Raw genomic sequence first — 15,823 nt, forward strand, 5'->3', positions numbered from 1 at the left:
CTCTTGGGCACGTGGGGGCAAATAACCCGCTTCCAGCTCAAGCCGAAGACTTGGCGCGCCCGCGCCAAGTTCCGCTCTTTTGATGGCAAAATCCGCCGCTATGAAGCGTGGGGAGCATCTGGGCCGAAGGCCGAGGCGGCCCTGATCCACAAGCTCACGCTGTTGGTCCCGATCAATGAGGACGAGATCGGGCCAGAGATGCAGCTGCGCGAACTGTCCCGGATCTGGTGGGCCGAATTTGAGTCCCTCGGCAGAGCAGCCAATACCAGCAAACGATACCGGGAGCTTCTTGACACCCACATCTTGCCAGGGACAGGTGAGCTGACCATCAGGGAAGCTAACGTCAATTCCCTGGACAGGTTCCTCAAGACCATCCGGACCAATAGCGGATCCACGACGGCGAAGATGTGCAAGTCCATCCTGTCCGGGATGCTCGGCTTGGCGACGCGGCACGGCGCCATCAGTGCCAATCCCCTGCGAGACGTTGCGAAGATCCCCATCGTGACCAAGGAAGTCCGAGCATTGACGCTGGAGGAGGTCATTGCTCTTCGCAAGGGCGTGTACGCGTGGCAGCAACCGACCGGGCGCCCCAACGGGCTGCACGAAAAGGACATCCTGGACGTCGTAGATATCATGCTGGCCACCGGCGCCAGGATCGGCGAGGCCATGGCCATTCGGTGGTCGGATGTGGATCTCGAGGCCGAGAAGCCGACGGTGACGATCAACGGCACGGTCATCAAAGTCAAAGGCACCAGCGGCCTGCAAATTCAGGACCATCCGAAGAGCTCCAATTCAAGGCAACGATACTTCCTGCCGTCCTTTGCCGTGGAAATGCTCCGCAAGCGTCAGGCCGACACCACACGATCCAACGACCTTGGCCTAGTCTTCCCCTCCAGCGTAGGCACGATCCGCGATCCCAACGGCTTCCGCAAACAATGGCGTGAGGTGCGAACAGCACTCGGATACGACTGGGTTACCCCGCACACATTCCGAAAGTCCGTCGGTACGATCCTCGCAAATACCCACGGCATCGCTGCGGCGACGGCGCAGCTCGGCCACTCCAACGAAAAGATCACCAGCAAGCACTACGTGCAGAAGACACACGAGGCCCCGGACAATACTGAAGTGCTGCAAGCCTTCGGGCAGAACGACCAAATTGTTCAATGAGGGGCAGGTCTCGCGCCTTGGCATCACCAACCAACTTCTGAAAGTCCAGATCCTTTGTTGTGTATCTGCTGTGTTCAAGCAGGACACCCTGCGACGGGGCGGCTCGCACTGGATCCATCCATATCAGCCGCGGCAATTGGGAACCCAGCCCGGTTGGCTTAGGTACTCCTCAAGGGGAACTGCGCCGCACCGCCTCGGCTACCCCTTCGGGCAACAGAGTGTCCCTGGCTCGTATGCACAATGCATAGCGTCGGAGTGTTGCTCAGCCGCAAGCCACAATGAAGTTCTACGCATGCACCCACACGTGTTCTAACAGGCCGAACCGACAATGGGACGTATGATCGTTGACATGCCCGCAGAAGAAAACCACGAGTTAGGTCGCGACGGAGTATTTCTCTTTAAACGATGGCTCGAAGCGACGACGTTTCTCGATCTCTCATGGAATGCCTACGGGTCTGCTGCACTTTGTGAAGTCAAGCACATGGGGGGTGTCAAGACATACGATCTTGCGGGCATGTTCTTGACTGACGGGATGCCCCCGGTAGTTGTGGAGTGCAAACGCTACCAATATGTTGGAGGCCAAGCCGCAGAGTTCGAGGAGTTCCTAGCGATCGCCTATGGAACATCCATTTGGGAGCGCTCGAATGGAATGCGGGACAAGAATCGAAACTACATTTGGGCCACCACGCATCCTTTTTCCCAAACAAATTGGTCTAAACTCACCACCCCGACAAGTATTGAAGGGGCCGTGAACAAATACTCTCAGTATGTGGGAGATGCCCCTTTCGATCATTCTTTGGCGCAAACTCTGTCTGAACGAATCTGGCTACTTGTCCTAAGTGAGAAGCAAGAGCAGATTATGCTCACATCGAAAGAGGTATTGAAAGTCTGGAAATCACTCAAGAGGAAGCAGGATCAGTCATGAACGACTTCAGTGCAGCTCTGGCGGCGGCAAAAGACACGCTAAATCCTGAAGAATACATCAGAAGGGTCAAAGGTGCCGTCCAGTCCGAGATTAATCTTATTGATCCGGATGCCGTTGTAGAGGATACGAAATACTTCGGGCACAGCGCCATTCCAGACTTCATGGTCACTTGGCGGCACGAGAAGTCCCAACGGTCTGTTTTTCTTAGAGATACGTTGATGAACGTCGTAGCAGCTCGGGATGCCGAATTCATACCAGAGGACGCCCCAGCCGTGATCGCTCTCGATGACGAACCCATGGAAGAACGCTACAGAGATCGACTAAACGCCCAGATTGGAAACCGTCCCAACGCACTCATTACATCGGTGTCAGCGTTGGACGTCTTGGACGACAAGGGTAGCCAAGGGTCCCCGGTGGCAGATCTAGTCCGCTCCAACTTCATTAAGGGCGCTAAAGGCTGGGTGGACTACCCTGACGCAAAAGTTCTCATCGCGGCCGGAACGGGCAACAGATCTGGCGATATAGCATCCCTTGAAGCTACAGTAACTAAGCACTTTCAGTCGGATGCTGCCAATCGCATCGGACGAGCGGCCCAACTTCTTGAAATGGCTTCCAGCCCCGTTTGGACGAAAGACATGGACGAACATGATCTTTTTGGAGGCCAACTCAGCGAGGGCGAGCTCCGGAAAATCTTGCCTTGGGTTTTGAAATCCGAACTCACTCCAGAAATCGGATTCTGGCAAAGACTAGGGTCCATGTTTACTCTGGGCGACCTCGAGAAACTCCACGACGAATTGAGTGGATACGATCTATCCTCCCTAGTTGAGGCTAATAGTCGGACATGGGCGGCGACCCGAGCATACGCGGGGCTCCACGTTGCCGCAGAGGAAGACGGTTTCGCACAAGATTCTGGTACTTGGTCATTTATCGGCCGCGTTTTGGGCAAATCGCTGCCAGACGTCGGTTCGCGTATCCATGTTGCTTACAAGGGAACCAAGCTTCCTGGGCGGGCGTCCGCGACATCGACAACTTGGGCCTACCTCGAGCCTGCGCTTACGCCATACTGGCTTGCGCGGGTGGAACTGAAAGGTTTGAGACGTTCTGTAACCGTGAACGCCGAAAATTCGGATGATATCAGACAAGATATTTCAGAGATTGCTAGCTCTCTCGAAGATACATACTTCGTTCAGTCCGTCACCGTGAGAACTAATTCCACGGACGATGGCACTGTTGATACGCAAATTGATTTTGGAAAGTCCTTGGCCGTTAGCACCGGCGATGCCGTCCTATCTGATCTCACCCGGGCTGTTGAAGACCTATTGATTCGGGGCATTCCACCCTTATCGAGTTAACCAGTTAAGTTCTGCTGGACTATCCAACCAGATAGACACAAAGCGTCGTCCCAGATCCTTGACCCACCTCAAGTGTCAGTGACCTTTCTCGATGATTTCGGAGTCACCCAGTTGTATCCTAATGAATCTGCGACCTTGCGAACTCAGAACCGCACTCACTCGGGAGGACGCGTGGCAAGTCATCGTGGTCACCTCACTTTGGTGAGCGATGACTCCTGATCGAGCTGGTCTTGTTTAGTCTGGGTAGCGTGATGCAGGAACTGATTCCCGATGGCTACACTCAACTACCTATGTTGGGCTTTGGTACGCTACCCCTCGCGGGCGTGTACGGACCGATACGCGAGTCCGATGCTGTCGCTATCATCAACAAGGCGATCGAACTCGGAGTGAAGTTTGTCGATACAGCTGATGCTTACGGAGATGGGCTCGCTGAATTGATCATCGGTCGAGCGATCGCAGGCCGGCACGACGAAGTTACGGTTGCGACGAAAGTAGGACTCGTCGCTGGCGGACGCGGAGGCGTTCAGAACGATCGGAGCTACCTGCGCCGTGCGGTCGGTGCAAGTCTTTCCCGTCTCGGTGTTGAAAGAATCGACTTGCTCTTCCTGCATCGCGTCGATCCGAAGGTTCCGATTGAGGAGACGATCGGATTCCTCGCGGAGCTGGTTCGGGAGGGCTCCGTCGCCGGAATCGGGCTTAGCTGTCGCTTGCCAGCGGGATGGGACCACCGCGTTGCCACGAGTATGGGACCACTCGTTAGTGTTATTTAGCATTGCGGGTCTCCTTGTTTTCGTCAAGGGTGGTCCGCCGGTTCTGGGTGGTTCGCTGTCGCCAGGAGGGGCCTTCGATGACGAGGGTGTGGGCGCCTTGAGTAAGCCGGTCGATGGCTGACTGGGCGAGCAGGGTGTCGGCGGTCATCGTCATCCATTCGGCGGGTTCGCGGTTGGAGCTGATGATGGTGGATTTGCGGCGGTGGCGTTCAACGACGATTTCGTAGAAGTCGTTGGTCTCGGTGGCGTCCAGTGGCTTAATCGCAAAGTCATCGACGATCAACATGTCCACGGCGGCGATGCGTCGCATTTCGGCCTCGAGGCTGTTATCGAGCCGGGCGGCCCGCAGCCGGGTGAAGAGCTTGTCCGCGCGGGTGAAATGCACGCTCATCCGCCGCCGGATCCCGGCGTGGCCCAGGGCGGTGGCGAGGTGGGTCTTGCCGACCCCGACCGGGCCCAGCAGCAGCACGGAGTGCCCGGCCTCGGCGAACGCCAGGGTGGCCAGGTTCGAAAGGAGCATCCTGTCGTAGGAGAGATCCGCGGCGTCATCCCATGTTTCAAGGCGCATCATGGGGTCCAGGCCAGCCCGGGCCGCGCGCAGGGTTGCCGAGCGGGAATCCCTGCGGGAGAGTTCATCGGCGAGGAGCAGTTCCAGGAACGCGGCGTGGCCCATTTTCTGTTGCCTGGCCAGCACGAGGCGTTCGGGCAGGGTGTCCTTGAGTCCGGAGAGCTTCAACGCCCGCAGGGTCCGGGCCAGCTCCGTGCTGACCGGGTCCACCGGCCCCGCCGGGGCAATGGTGTTGCTGGACTGGTTCATCGCGCATCCTCCTGTACTTTGTGGGCTTGCTCGGAATGGGAAAAGACCAAATGCAGTTGAACGCCGCGGCCATACGCCGGAGCGGCACCGACCCCGATCTCCCCGCCGGTCCCGTGACTGGCGCTCTCGCCGGTCCCCACACTGGCCAGCGTGGTCCTGGTAGTGGCCAAACCGGTCCCAGCGTTGGCCACGCTGGTCCCTTTGAACCGCCCCGGGTTTAATGGAGGGTGTTGATTCCTTGAAAGGATGAGCATTTTGCCAGCACCTAAGAAGTATCCCGATGAGCTTCGCCAGCGGGCAGTCCGTCTCGTGATGGACGCCCAGAAGAATCCCAATGACCGCCGCGGGGCCTGCACCAGGATCGGTTCGCAGTTGGGCATTCCGGCCGACACGATCCGTGGGTGGGTGCGCACGGCGGAGATCGATCAGGGCCTGCGTCCGGGCACCACGACCGATGACGCGACCCGGCTGGCGGAGCTGGAGCGGGAAGTGGCCGAGCTGCGGAGGGCGAACGCGATTTTGAAGTCCGCGTCGGCTTTCTTCGCGGCGGAGCTCGACCGCCCATCAAGACGATGATCGCTTTCATCGACCAGCACAAGGAAGAATTCGGGGTCGAGCCGATCTGCAAGCAGCTGCCGATCGCCCCGTCCACCTACTACGCAGCGAAGGCGCGTCCTGAGTCCAAGCGGGCCGTCAGTGACGCTGTGACGACGGAGAAGATCAAGGAGGTGCACAAGGATAACTACAGTGTTTACGGGGCCAGAAAGGTCTATGCGGCCCTGAACCGTGCCGGCCACAAGGTTGCCCGCTGCACGGTGGAACGGCTCATGCGCCGTGAAGGGCTCCACGGCGTACGCCGCGCCAAGGGGCCCCGCACGACCGTGCCAGGGCCGCTGGCGGAGCGGCCGGCAGACCTGGTGAAGAGGCAGTTCACGGCGCCGGCCCCGAACTGCTTGTGGGTCGTGGACATAACGTACATCCGGACATTTTCCGGCTGGGTCTACGCTGCTTTCGTGCTGGATGTTTTCTCCCGCCGCGTGGTCGGTTGGCAGCTCTCCACGACCATGCACACGGCCCTGGCCTTGGATGCGTTGGAGATGGGATTATGGACTCGACACCGTGATCGAAAAGATGTTTCACAACTTGTGCATCACTCGGACAGAGGTGTGCAGTATCGAGCGATCCGCTATACAGAGCGCCTTGCAGAGGCCGAAGCCGTCGCCTCCGTCGGCGCCAAGGGTGATAGTTACGACAACGCCATGGCCGAGGCCCTCAACTCACTCTTCAAGGCCGAACTGGTCAGAAATAAAGGGCCCTGGACGGGTATAAACGACCTGGAAATAGCCGTCGCTGAATACTTCGACTGGTACAACCACCGACGGCTCCACGGGGAAATCGGCTACATCCCGCCCGTGGAAGCAGAAGTCAACTACTACGTAAACCTACCCGCCCTCAAAACGATGGAACGGGTCTAACTAACTCTCCACCAAACCCGGGGCTTGACATCATTTTCCTCCCACTTCGATGTGCAGAACGCGGCCACCCGGGCCAGCACCCAGTCTGCCAGTGTTAGCTCCGGACCAAGCTCATACTGGGGGGCTCTGAAATAGCGTGTCTCGGCCCGGCCGCAGTGAAACCGTCCCGCAGAGCGTTCTCCAGTGAAACACCACGAGCTTGGGCACCTCAATCGCACTGTCCAAGAACACATGAACCGTCTGCCGACCGGCTTACGGGACGGTTCGAAATGCCTATCCGGACGGACCCCTTGCGGGTGCTTGCGAAGATAGGACGGCGGGCGATCGCTGCCTGTTGCCCCGCCCGGCAACCGGTCATTCTCGCGTAAGCGCCGCCATTACCCGCGTTTGCGCACTGTCTCGATCCACACCCGCAGCGGCCAACGCACGATCCAGGCGGTCGCTATGGACACTCAACACCCCGAACAATAGGTGCTTGATCCCGACGTGATCGGAATGAAGCTCACGCGCGGTGCGCTGCGCCGCCTTGAGGACCTCCAGAGACATGCGGGTGAACGGCAACGATTCTGAGGTGTCCTGCGGACCAGCGGAGGCGAAACGCATTATCGCATCACGCACTTCATCCGGCCAGACGCCCAGCGCCGTCTGCACCGTGTTCGGATATGCGTGCAAAAGCCCTAATAGTAGATGCTCGGGAGCGATGTACGCGTCATGCATCATTGCCCTTGACTCTTCCTGAGCAAGGACCACCGCCCGCCGGGCACCGTCGGTGTAATTCCCAGAAAACTTTGAACCGCTCATGCCCTGAAGCGTAGTCTTCGCGGCGCGCTGGCACCACGGGCGCGCCTCCCCGGAGGAGGATCTCCTCGCCCGGCCGCTAATCGAGCTGCGGCCGTGTCAGGTGTTCCCGCTGAAGGTTCCCTTGCGGACGGACTTTGACTAGATTCAATCGACGAGCTGCAGTCCAGTGGCTGCCTGACTCCATGGGCCCTTGGCGTACGGTTTTTCCGTTTTCTGCGGCGACCCCCACACTGACTTTGAGGCGATGGTGGGAGTCCTCTCACGCAAGTGTTTGTCGCCTGGTCATGGGTAGCTTGCCCTTGGTGAACATCCAGGCGGCGGTCGCTCCGAAAAGGGGCACCAGAACCAAGAGGACGCCGAATTGCAGCCACGGAACTACTATTGGCGTGCCTCGTGACAGGGACAGCAAAACGATGATTGGTACGGCTCCTGCGAACAGTCCCATCACGGTGCCAAGGAATGCTGTCAAGAAGGTCTGCGATCCTGACAGGGCTTTTCGTAGTCGAGAATCGGCTCCGATGCTGGCCAGGGTCGCATGGTCGTTGCGTCCGTCAGCTAGTGCCAGTCCGGCGGTGATGCCAGCCGCGCTGAGGGTGATGAGTGCGGCACCTATGACCACGATCCACAAGATGGTGGCGATGTTCGTGGATGGACCGTTTTCCATTTGTATCCCGTAGGTCTGTCCCATGAATGACGCCAGGGTGCCTTGAAGATTGTCGGTCTGAGCTTGTGTCAGCTTTTGAGGGACGGTTACTAGCATGAGCCTGTCATCGACCGGGATACCCAGCTTGGCAGCCGTGGCGGGAGAAACCACGCCGTAGAAATTCAGTGGTTTATCCGGCGCGTCCACGACAGCGGCAAGTTTTTGAGTGCTGGTCGCTTCCAGGCTGGCCCGCATAAAGGTTTTCCCGTCAGTGCCTGGTCCGTTGGTCGCGTAGCTCGACGGGGAGGTGGGGTCGTAGGTGATGATCGAGGTTGTGTTGTCCGCGTTGAGATAGATTCTGTTGGTGATGACCATTCCCCCGTCGTGTAAGGCTCGGGCTGCGGCACTGCTGGGGGTGCGCCCGAGAAGTGCTACTAGTTCGTTTTCTCCTCCTACCACGATGGTGGGGATGTCGTCGCCGAACCCGTTGTTGCTCATGGATCCCTTGCAGCGCCAGTCATTGAGGTTTTTGGGTTGGTTGTCGGCGGCTATTTCGCAGCGGTTGGCCGCTGGTTCTTGCAGGGCCCAGGCGTAGCAGGGCTTTGCGGGTTTTTCCAGGCCGGCGGCTTGGGCTTGCTCCAGTAGGCGGTGGCAAGGGCTGTTGCCGGGTGCTCCTCGGAGGACTTGGGTCACAACTTCCTGTCCCAGGGCTCCTTTCAAGGCTGGGGCCAGTTTCTCTGGACTGATGCGTGAGACTTTTGGATCGCTGAGATTCGTGGCTCCAGGGCCCGCCGAGGTCTTGGTGTATTTGGTGAACTCCAATGGAATACCGGTTTGATTGATGTTGTAGCGCCATTGGTGGTTGTTGCTGGCCTGTTGCATGATGCTGGCCGTGGTGACCATGAGGGCTCCGGAGAGCGTGGCGGCGGCAAGTACTGCGGCCACGGCGGGCACTGTGCGTCCGCGGTTGCGGGCTGCGTCCCGGGAGGCGAGCCGCATGGGTATGGGCAGCCACCCGGTCTTGAGTGTCAGCAGCTTGATGACGGATCCCGTAAGACATATCAGGGCGAAGACGAGCATGACGGCCCCGACGATAACCAGACTGCTGGTCAGCTGCGTCAATGAGTATGCAGAGTCACTGCCACTGCTCACCCACGTGATAACGCTGGCCGCGATCATCACCACGGCGGCCAACGTCAACAGGCCCATTCCGATGCGGGCGGTCCATTTGGAGGGAGTGTCCGCCGTGCGTCCGGACTTCAGCGCAGCAAGTGTGGCTTCTTTGGCTACGGCACGGGCCGGGACCATGGCGGCCACTAAACCAGCGGCGACACCGACCACAACGAGTCCAAGTGCGACAGGCCACATAAGGTGTACCCCGGGGAATCTGGAGCTGCCGTGGGATTGCATCACCAGGACGCAGATGATGGCGCCGATGCTGCCGAGCACGGCACCGGCGATGCCGCCGGGCAGTCCCAGCCACAGACCGCTGGCGGTGACGGTGGTGCGTATCATGCTGCTTTCCGCCCCGGAAGCGGCCAGCAGGGCAAGATCGCGTTGCTGCTTCCTGGCTCCCACGGCAAAGGCGGCACCGGCCAGCAAGCCGACTTCCAAGAGTGCCAGCACACCAAATAGGCTCCCTGCCAGTGCGAAGGAGGCCAAGCTGTCCAAGCGCGAGTCTGCGGTCAAGTCCTTGGCGTGGGGCCCAATCTCAGCCATCGATGGCGGATCCAAGATCAGGCTCCGTGAGGTCAGGATGACGGCCTTGGTGTTGAATGCCTTCGCCTCGGCCCAGGTCAGTGGTTTCGCTCCGAGCAAGTAGATATTCACCGTGTCGGGGTGGTCCGCGAGGGTGGCCGGAATCTGGTCCTGCTTCAAATACACCATGCTGAGGCCGTCATCGGAGCCGGAATCCCGGACGGTCCCGACAATCGCGAAGGTGCCTGCCGATGTTGTCAGCTTCTCGCCAAGCTTCAGACTAAAACGATCGAGCAGGCCCGGTGATCCCAAGGCCTCGTCGGAGGATGTTGGCGCATGCCCGTCCAGCAGGGAGTATTTGCCCTTGAACGCTGGATTGAGGACGTCAGTGACCACGTTGGGCAAGGTGATGTTGGCCGAGCCTACCGGTGTTGTGAGATTAAAGGACCGCCACGGGAGGGCTTCGTATCCCGAGGGGATCATGTCGGTCAGTTTCGGGGCAGCAAAGTTCGGGTCCGGTTCGCCTTCGGTGCGTTGCGGTCCAAGATCGCCCCGAGGTCCTTGCTGGGACTTCGCGTTCTGGGCAAACATCGTACCGATCCGGCCCTGGGTCTGGCCCAGTTCCATGGCCACGGTTTCGGCGGGGGTAGCCAGCATGCTCAACCCCATGGTGGCGGCCAGGGACATGGCCAGGATGGGCAGCGCGATCAGGGCGATGACCAGTGCGGAGCGGCCCTTGTGTCGGCGGATGTCACGCCATGCCATGGTCAGGGCAAGGCGCAGACGGTGTCGTTTACCACCATTGACGGGGGCCAAGTCGAGTGCCATCTCAATTCGCCAAGCCGGTGAGCAACACGGACGGGTCGTGTTGGGATGCGGCTTCGTCAATGATGCGCCCATCCTTGAGGAACACCACCCGGTCCGCCCACCCGGCATGCCGGGCCTCATGTGTGACCAGCACGAGGGCGGCCCCAGCTTCCGCACGACCGCGCAACACTTCCAGGATGCCGTCACCGGTGGCGGAGTCCAGAGCGCCGGTGGGTTCGTCGGCCAAGATCAGCCGGCGATCGCCGACGATGGCGCGGGCAATGGCCACGCGCTGCTGCTGGCCGCCGGACATCTGGTCCATGAACCTGTCCGCCAGATCCTCAATGCCCACCAGACGCAAGGCATCCTTGGCCTGGCGGCGCGCCTTCCTGGCCGGGATGCCGTCCAGCTCGCGCGGCAACGCCACGTTCTCGGCGGCCGTCAGCGTGGGCACCAGGTTGAAGTCTTGGAACACATATCCCACAGCGCGGCGGCGCAACCTGGCCAGTTCGTTGATGCTCAGCCCGCCCAGCGGGGTGCCCTCCACGAACACTTCACCACCGGTGGCCTTGTCCAGGCCGCCGGCCAGCGTCAACAGCGACGACTTCCCGGAACCGGACGGGCCCATCACGGCCACAAATTCCCCGGCATGGATGGTCAAATTTACGTTACGCAGCGCCGCCACGGCCGTGGCGCCCTCGCCGTAGGTGCGGCTCACACCGTCAAGTTGCAGGACCTCGTTGCTCATTGTGAAACCGCCTTGGCCGTAGACGTCGTTGTCCGCTGTTTCAGTTGCGCTCCCGCGACAGGTTTTGCGCTTTTTCGGGCGGCGACTGCCCGTTGGGCCATCCAGCCCTCGCAGTGGTCCAGCCACCGCACCTCGGCCTCCGTGGAGAAGATCAGCGAATCCAGCACCAACAGCCAGGCAGCATCATTGGCCTCGCCCACCCCCTGTGTTCCGGAGATCCCCGTCCCCGCATTGCCCGCGGCCGTGCGGCGCTGGCGGGTGTAGTCCTGCAGCAACCGCATCGAGGCCGTGCGCTGGGCCTGGATCACGGCGGCAACATCGACGCCGTCAAGGGTCATGGCCAGCGCCAACTTGATGGCCAGCTCGTTCCGCGGCGGATTCGCCGCCGCCACGGGGGCCGCAAACCAGCCCATCACCTCCGCACGCCCGGCGGCGGTGATGCTGTAGATGACGTGGCCGTCGCCGTCGTCCCCGTCCTTGGCGACGAGCTCATCGCGCTCCAGGCGGTCAAGGGTGGTGTAGACCTGCCCAATGTTCAGCGGCCAGGTAGCCCCGGTCCGCTCCTCAAATTCCCCGCGCAACTGATAGCCGTACCGCGGCTCATCCTGCAACAACGCCAACAACGAATGTCTGATCGACATAACAACTCCCCCAACTCGGTGCGACCGCCCCCAATGACGGGCCACAACAACGGCTACATACCGCGTATAGCAAATAGTAGCTACCGAGTATGCACAAAGGCAAGTAGTGAGACCTATTTCAAAAGTTGCCCCAATGCGCACCCTAATCCGCACGGCTGTGGGAGGGATTCATAACGAAGGGCAGCGTCGGCATCTGAGCCAATCAAACCGATGCCCCTACGATCCTTTCGGGGAACAATTCCAGAAGGCGCCAGCCACGACCCGTCCCGCAAAAGGTTCGGCATCAGGTCAGTCCTCATCACCAGGGTCATCGCCCCGGTAGCCAGCGAGTATCCGAATGACCTGTTGGCGGATCCCATTGGGATCAGCCCCAAGCTTCACCAACACCTGCACAGCTATACCTTCACCCCCTCGGATTAAGCCCAACAGGACGTGCTCGGTGTCAATGTAGTCGTGCCCGAGCGTCAGCGCTTCGCTAAGTGAAAGCTCCAGAACGGACTTGGCATGCGAAGTGAACGGGATACTCCCATTGGAGGTCGCCTGTCCCTCCCCAACCCCCATGCTCACCCGCACCTGTTCCCGGACGTCGTCGAGGTAGATATTCGAGGATTCAAGGGCCTTCGCGGCAACACCACCGCCTTCACGGATGAGACCAACCAGGATGTGCTCCGTACCGAAGTGATCGTGGTTGAGCATGCGGGCCTCTTCCTGTGCCAGCACAAAAACACGCCGAGCTCGATCCGTAAATCGCTCAAACATTTCGCCACCCTCCTGGCCAGTGCCTAATCTGATGCTACCGAGTAACTGGCCAGCATGGGCTCTTCGTCCCGCATGGCGTTCAGTCTCCGACGATCGGAAAACCTCAGCCTCAGGAATGTCCCACAGTTCGTGGGACATTTGTCCAACAGCTTGTTGGACAACCGCAAGGTCCACGCCAAGGGCGGCCCGACAAGACGTTGCCGCAAAGCGTTCCCTTGGTGGGGCAACAATGGGCGGCGACGGTCGGGCCGTCCGTTTCGCGAATGGTCAGCTCTCCCGAGGTAGGGGGCCTGGTGAAATCTGGACCTTGAGACCGTCGGATCCGTAAGTTTTCAGGATGTAGTCGGCCTGCGCCGGTGTGCCATCGATCAACCGGACCAGGATCGTGGCCCCGTCTTCTAAAAGCCCGGTGGTGCTGACTTTGATGCCCCGCTTTGCGAGGGTGTTCGAGTCGGCGTCGATGCGGCCCTGCTGGATCACGGCATCTGCCGTCGTTCTGCTTGCCGTGCGGAAATTAATCGTTGTACCGTTGGCCGCGGACTGGGCAGCTGACTTTGCGGTCGGGCTTAGTGTTTTGCCGGCAACGAAGATCTCTGCTGATGCATGCTCGTAGTTCAGCTTGATCTGATTGACCGCATAGCCGGCTCTTACGAGACGTGCTTTGGCCGCCTCGGCGTTCTGTTCCAACACGGCGTGGGCTCCCCCGCCGGCATCTTCAAGAGGCACGCCCAGAGCCTGCGCAAATTCTGACGTGGTTTGTTGCTTGGGCAGCTCCTTGGTGCTTGACGGGACCGACCTCGAAACAAGCGGACCGGCAGAAGACTGCGATGCGGACGCTATGAGCGGTGAGGCCACGACTCCGACAAGCACCAGGCCCGCCAACGAGGCCGTCGACCATAGGACTGCTTTCTTCTTGAAATTCTTTCGTGTTCGGTCCATTGGATAACCCCGTTCAATGCGTACCTGACGACAGTGAGCCGGCCGCCAGAATAACCCTTGAGCCGAAGTCTACCTTTCCATGGACTAAGCGGCATTCGGTGGCCAACATGGGCGTATTTGGCAAAAGCCCTGCTGTCCTTGTTGTCAACACGAAGTGTAGGTCCCTCAGGCCACAGATCTGTCCCACAAAGCGTTCCCTTACGGGTCCGGCGTACGGGCGCGACTCGACAACCGACACCGGTCCTTTTGTCGTGGCCAGTGCAGGCGGCGCTACTTCTCCTACGCCGTCCGCTAGGGTGTCGAATATGGGTCCGGCAGACGTGCGAAATGTAAAGACAGTGGCGTTGCCTCTCCTGGCCGGGGCTGTTTTTGCCGGGGCCCTGCTGGGCGCGTGTGTCAGCGCGGGCGTCTCAGTGTTTTCCAGCATTCAGGCAGCCCTGTATCCGGAGCAGTTTGGGCTCTGGGGCATGAATGGCGGCCAGATATTCTTCATGACCATGCTTGGGCTCGTTGTTGGAGCCGTTGCCGGGCTGGCAACGGGTGCCGGTTCGGTAGTGGCGCTTGGGATTGACGCCAGTACCTCCTCATCAGGCGTGCTGCCACGCGCGCTCACCGCTGGATTGGGAGCAGCCGTGGTGACGGCCATTTACACCGTCATCGCCTTCCATGTATTGGGAGCAAGCGGGTTGGCGCTTGCAGGACTCGGGGCCGGCTTCGCCACAATCTCCGGGTTGCTTGCAGCCTTCCATACTCGACGGCTTATCCGCCGAAACCATTCCACCGGCCAAAAGCAGTCCCACTGAACGTTCCTAACCGGACGGGTGCCTATTGGCAGCCTAAAGCCTCAGCTTTCAAAGTGGACGGCTTGGCCCAAGAACTCTGAAAGCGGCGGTGTCATACCCTCGAAGCAACAAGTTGGTTGAATAGAGGAGTTGCTGGTGGGGCGTAGGGCGTTGTCGTTTTCGGATCGGGCGGACATTGCCGTAGGCATCCAGGATGGCAGGACGGACCGGCAGATCGGCGCTGATCTCGGCCGGGACCACACGATTATTTGGCGGGAACGCCGGCGGAACTCGACGAAGACCCGCGGCTACCGGCCCGTGACTGCGGACTGTGCCGCGGAGCGGAAGCGCAAGCGTCCGCAGGCGCGCAAGATCGAGACGGATCCTGTCCTTGCCGCGCGGGTAAGGGAAGACTTGGCGAGGTCCCGGACGCCCCGGCAGATAGCTGGCCGTTTGCGTTTGGAAGCCACGGACGCCAGCGTTGAGACCATGACGAAATCACCCGACGCTCAGGGGCGGACCGTGTCCCACGAGGCCATCTACCGGTGGATCTACGCCCTGCCCAAAGGCGAGTTGGCGAAGTCCGGGATCCTGCTGCAGTCCAAGCGCACCAAGCGTAAATCGGTGAAGCCGCTGGGTGAACGCACGGGTGGGAGGATCGTCGGGATGGTCAGCATCGACGACCGGCCCGAGGAAGCCTCAGATCGCCGTGTTCCTGGGGCGTGGGAAGGGGATTTGGTGGTCGGCAAGGGCGGCAAGAGCGCTATCGCGACCCTGGTGGAGAGGCACAGCAGGTTCTTGATCATGCTGGGGCTGCCCGAAGGGAAGAAGGCTGACGGTCTCGCCGATGTGCTGATCGACCGGGTCAATGATCTGCCGGCGCTGATGCGCGGTTCACTGACCTGGGACCAGGGCACGGAGATGGCCCGCCACGCCCAGTTGACCGTGGCCACGGAGCTGCCGGTGTACTTCGCCCACCCCCACTCACCGTGGGAACGACCCTCGAATAAAAACACGAACGGGCTGATCCGGGAGTACCTGCCCAAGGGCATCGAGCTGACCAGCCACCAGCCCTATCTGGACTCCATTGCGGACGAACTCAACGACCGCCCCCGCGCCGTGCTGGGATTCCTCACACCACGAGAAGTATTCACCAAACTACTCAACGACAATGTTGCTAAGACGGCTTGACACCGCCGTGGCCTTGGGGCCGATACGATCACCCCATCGTTTTGCCGATTTTGATTCTGTGCTCATCGTCGTCATTGCTGTCTCTTCGTCTGCCATATCCGTTATCGCCACTGTAGCTGCACCAAATCACCTGAACGACGCCGGTGCGGCTGACGCGTTTTATCGAGTCCCGGATGGGGCTTTCAAAGATAGGTTGCGGTTGGTGCCAAGTATTGATTCGCGCCGTTGGAAGATATCTCAACGGTCCTGCACGTCAGCAGTGCCGACGTGTCCGTTAAAACAAGCAACCCCCATCTGCCGCAGCCAAG

General features: G+C 60.1%; 13 protein-coding genes, 1 pseudogene and 1 other annotated feature. Of the genes and pseudogenes, 7 read left to right on the forward strand and 7 right to left on the reverse strand.

Features of this window, described 5'->3' with window-relative positions:
- Positions 1-3: 3 nt before the first annotated feature.
- From MMF96_RS07850 to MMF96_RS07865, 4 genes are all read left to right on the forward strand, one after another.
- Positions 4-1,167, forward strand: a complete 1,164-nt coding sequence (locus tag MMF96_RS07850; RefSeq protein WP_256883151.1) for a site-specific integrase — start codon at positions 4-6, stop codon at positions 1,165-1,167.
- Positions 1,168-1,504: 337 nt separating this feature from the next.
- Entirely contained in the window at positions 1,505-2,092 is a 588-nt protein-coding gene (locus MMF96_RS07855; RefSeq protein WP_256883152.1) for a hypothetical protein, read from the forward strand.
- Positions 2,089-3,444: a hypothetical protein gene (locus MMF96_RS07860; protein ID WP_256883153.1), complete on the forward strand. Its 1,356-nt coding sequence runs from the start codon at positions 2,089-2,091 to the stop codon at positions 3,442-3,444. The genes MMF96_RS07855 and MMF96_RS07860 overlap by 4 nt, the downstream gene beginning before the upstream one ends.
- A 251-nt stretch (positions 3,445-3,695) precedes the next feature.
- Positions 3,696-4,214 (forward strand): aldo/keto reductase, encoded by a 519-nt coding sequence (locus MMF96_RS07865; protein ID WP_256883170.1) that lies wholly within the window; start codon positions 3,696-3,698, stop codon positions 4,212-4,214.
- Here the strand turns inward: MMF96_RS07865 and istB are convergent.
- Entirely contained in the window at positions 4,207-5,031 is an 825-nt protein-coding gene (gene istB, locus MMF96_RS07870) for an IS21-like element helper ATPase IstB (protein ID WP_256883154.1), read from the reverse strand. The genes MMF96_RS07865 and istB overlap by 8 nt on opposite strands.
- Before the next feature lie 246 nt (positions 5,032-5,277).
- Here istB and MMF96_RS07875 point away from each other — a divergent pair.
- Positions 5,278-6,506 (forward strand): IS3 family transposase gene (locus MMF96_RS07875; protein WP_256883155.1). Its coding sequence is split into 2 segments (ribosomal slippage): positions 5,278-5,566 and positions 5,566-6,506, totalling 1,230 coding nucleotides; the frame shifts between segments, so codons are not numbered across the junction.
- Positions 5,565-5,678 (forward strand) — a sequence feature (AL1L pseudoknot). It overlaps the preceding gene by 114 nt.
- A gap of 354 nt (positions 6,507-6,860) precedes the next feature.
- Here MMF96_RS07875 and MMF96_RS07880 read toward each other — a convergent pair.
- From MMF96_RS07880 to MMF96_RS07905, 6 genes and pseudogenes are all read right to left on the reverse strand, one after another.
- A complete protein-coding gene (locus MMF96_RS07880; RefSeq protein ID WP_256883156.1) occupies positions 6,861-7,307 on the reverse strand; it encodes a Clp protease N-terminal domain-containing protein in 447 nt (148 codons plus the stop codon).
- A gap of 259 nt (positions 7,308-7,566) precedes the next feature.
- Entirely contained in the window at positions 7,567-10,476 is a 2,910-nt protein-coding gene (locus MMF96_RS07885; protein ID WP_256883157.1) for an ABC transporter permease, read from the reverse strand.
- A gap of 1 nt (position 10,477) precedes the next feature.
- Complete coding sequence (locus tag MMF96_RS07890; protein ID WP_256883158.1) at positions 10,478-11,203, reverse strand: ABC transporter ATP-binding protein; 726 nt, start codon at positions 11,201-11,203, stop codon at positions 10,478-10,480.
- Entirely contained in the window at positions 11,200-11,844 is a 645-nt protein-coding gene (locus MMF96_RS07895) for a PadR family transcriptional regulator (RefSeq protein WP_256883159.1), read from the reverse strand. The genes MMF96_RS07890 and MMF96_RS07895 overlap by 4 nt, the downstream gene beginning before the upstream one ends.
- Before the next feature lie 303 nt (positions 11,845-12,147).
- Positions 12,148-12,603, reverse strand: a pseudogene (locus tag MMF96_RS07900) (Clp protease N-terminal domain-containing protein); the annotation flags it as partial.
- A 267-nt stretch (positions 12,604-12,870) separates the two neighbouring features.
- Positions 12,871-13,329, reverse strand: a complete 459-nt coding sequence (locus tag MMF96_RS07905) for a hypothetical protein (RefSeq protein ID WP_256883160.1) — start codon at positions 13,327-13,329, stop codon at positions 12,871-12,873.
- 557 nt (positions 13,330-13,886) lie between these two features.
- Here MMF96_RS07905 and MMF96_RS07910 point away from each other — a divergent pair.
- Positions 13,887-14,345: a hypothetical protein gene (locus tag MMF96_RS07910; protein ID WP_256883161.1), complete on the forward strand. Its 459-nt coding sequence runs from the start codon at positions 13,887-13,889 to the stop codon at positions 14,343-14,345.
- Positions 14,346-14,480: 135 nt separating this feature from the next.
- Entirely contained in the window at positions 14,481-15,515 is a 1,035-nt protein-coding gene (locus tag MMF96_RS07915) for an IS30 family transposase (RefSeq protein ID WP_256883162.1), read from the forward strand.
- The last annotated feature ends 308 nt before the right edge of the window (positions 15,516-15,823 follow it).

It is taken from the genome of Arthrobacter sp. STN4 (assembly GCF_024539665.1).
Taxonomy (GTDB): Bacteria; Actinomycetota; Actinomycetes; order Actinomycetales; family Micrococcaceae; genus Specibacter.

Excerpts from the sequence above, each read along its gene's own strand:
- MMF96_RS07855 (WP_256883152.1), top strand. The coding sequence starts at position 1,505 with ATGATCGTTGACATGCCCGCAGAAGAAAACCACGAGTTAGGTCGCGAC.
- MMF96_RS07860 (WP_256883153.1), top strand. The coding sequence starts at position 2,089 with ATGAACGACTTCAGTGCAGCTCTGGCGGCGGCAAAAGACACGCTAAAT.
- MMF96_RS07865 (WP_256883170.1), top strand. The coding sequence starts at position 3,696 with ATGCAGGAACTGATTCCCGATGGCTACACTCAACTACCTATGTTGGGC.
- istB (WP_256883154.1), bottom strand. The coding sequence starts at position 5,031 with ATGAACCAGTCCAGCAACACCATTGCCCCGGCGGGGCCGGTGGACCCG.
- MMF96_RS07880 (WP_256883156.1), bottom strand. The coding sequence starts at position 7,307 with ATGAGCGGTTCAAAGTTTTCTGGGAATTACACCGACGGTGCCCGGCGG.
- MMF96_RS07885 (WP_256883157.1), bottom strand. The coding sequence starts at position 10,476 with ATGGCACTCGACTTGGCCCCCGTCAATGGTGGTAAACGACACCGTCTG.
- MMF96_RS07890 (WP_256883158.1), bottom strand. The coding sequence starts at position 11,203 with ATGAGCAACGAGGTCCTGCAACTTGACGGTGTGAGCCGCACCTACGGC.
- MMF96_RS07895 (WP_256883159.1), bottom strand. The coding sequence starts at position 11,844 with ATGTCGATCAGACATTCGTTGTTGGCGTTGTTGCAGGATGAGCCGCGG.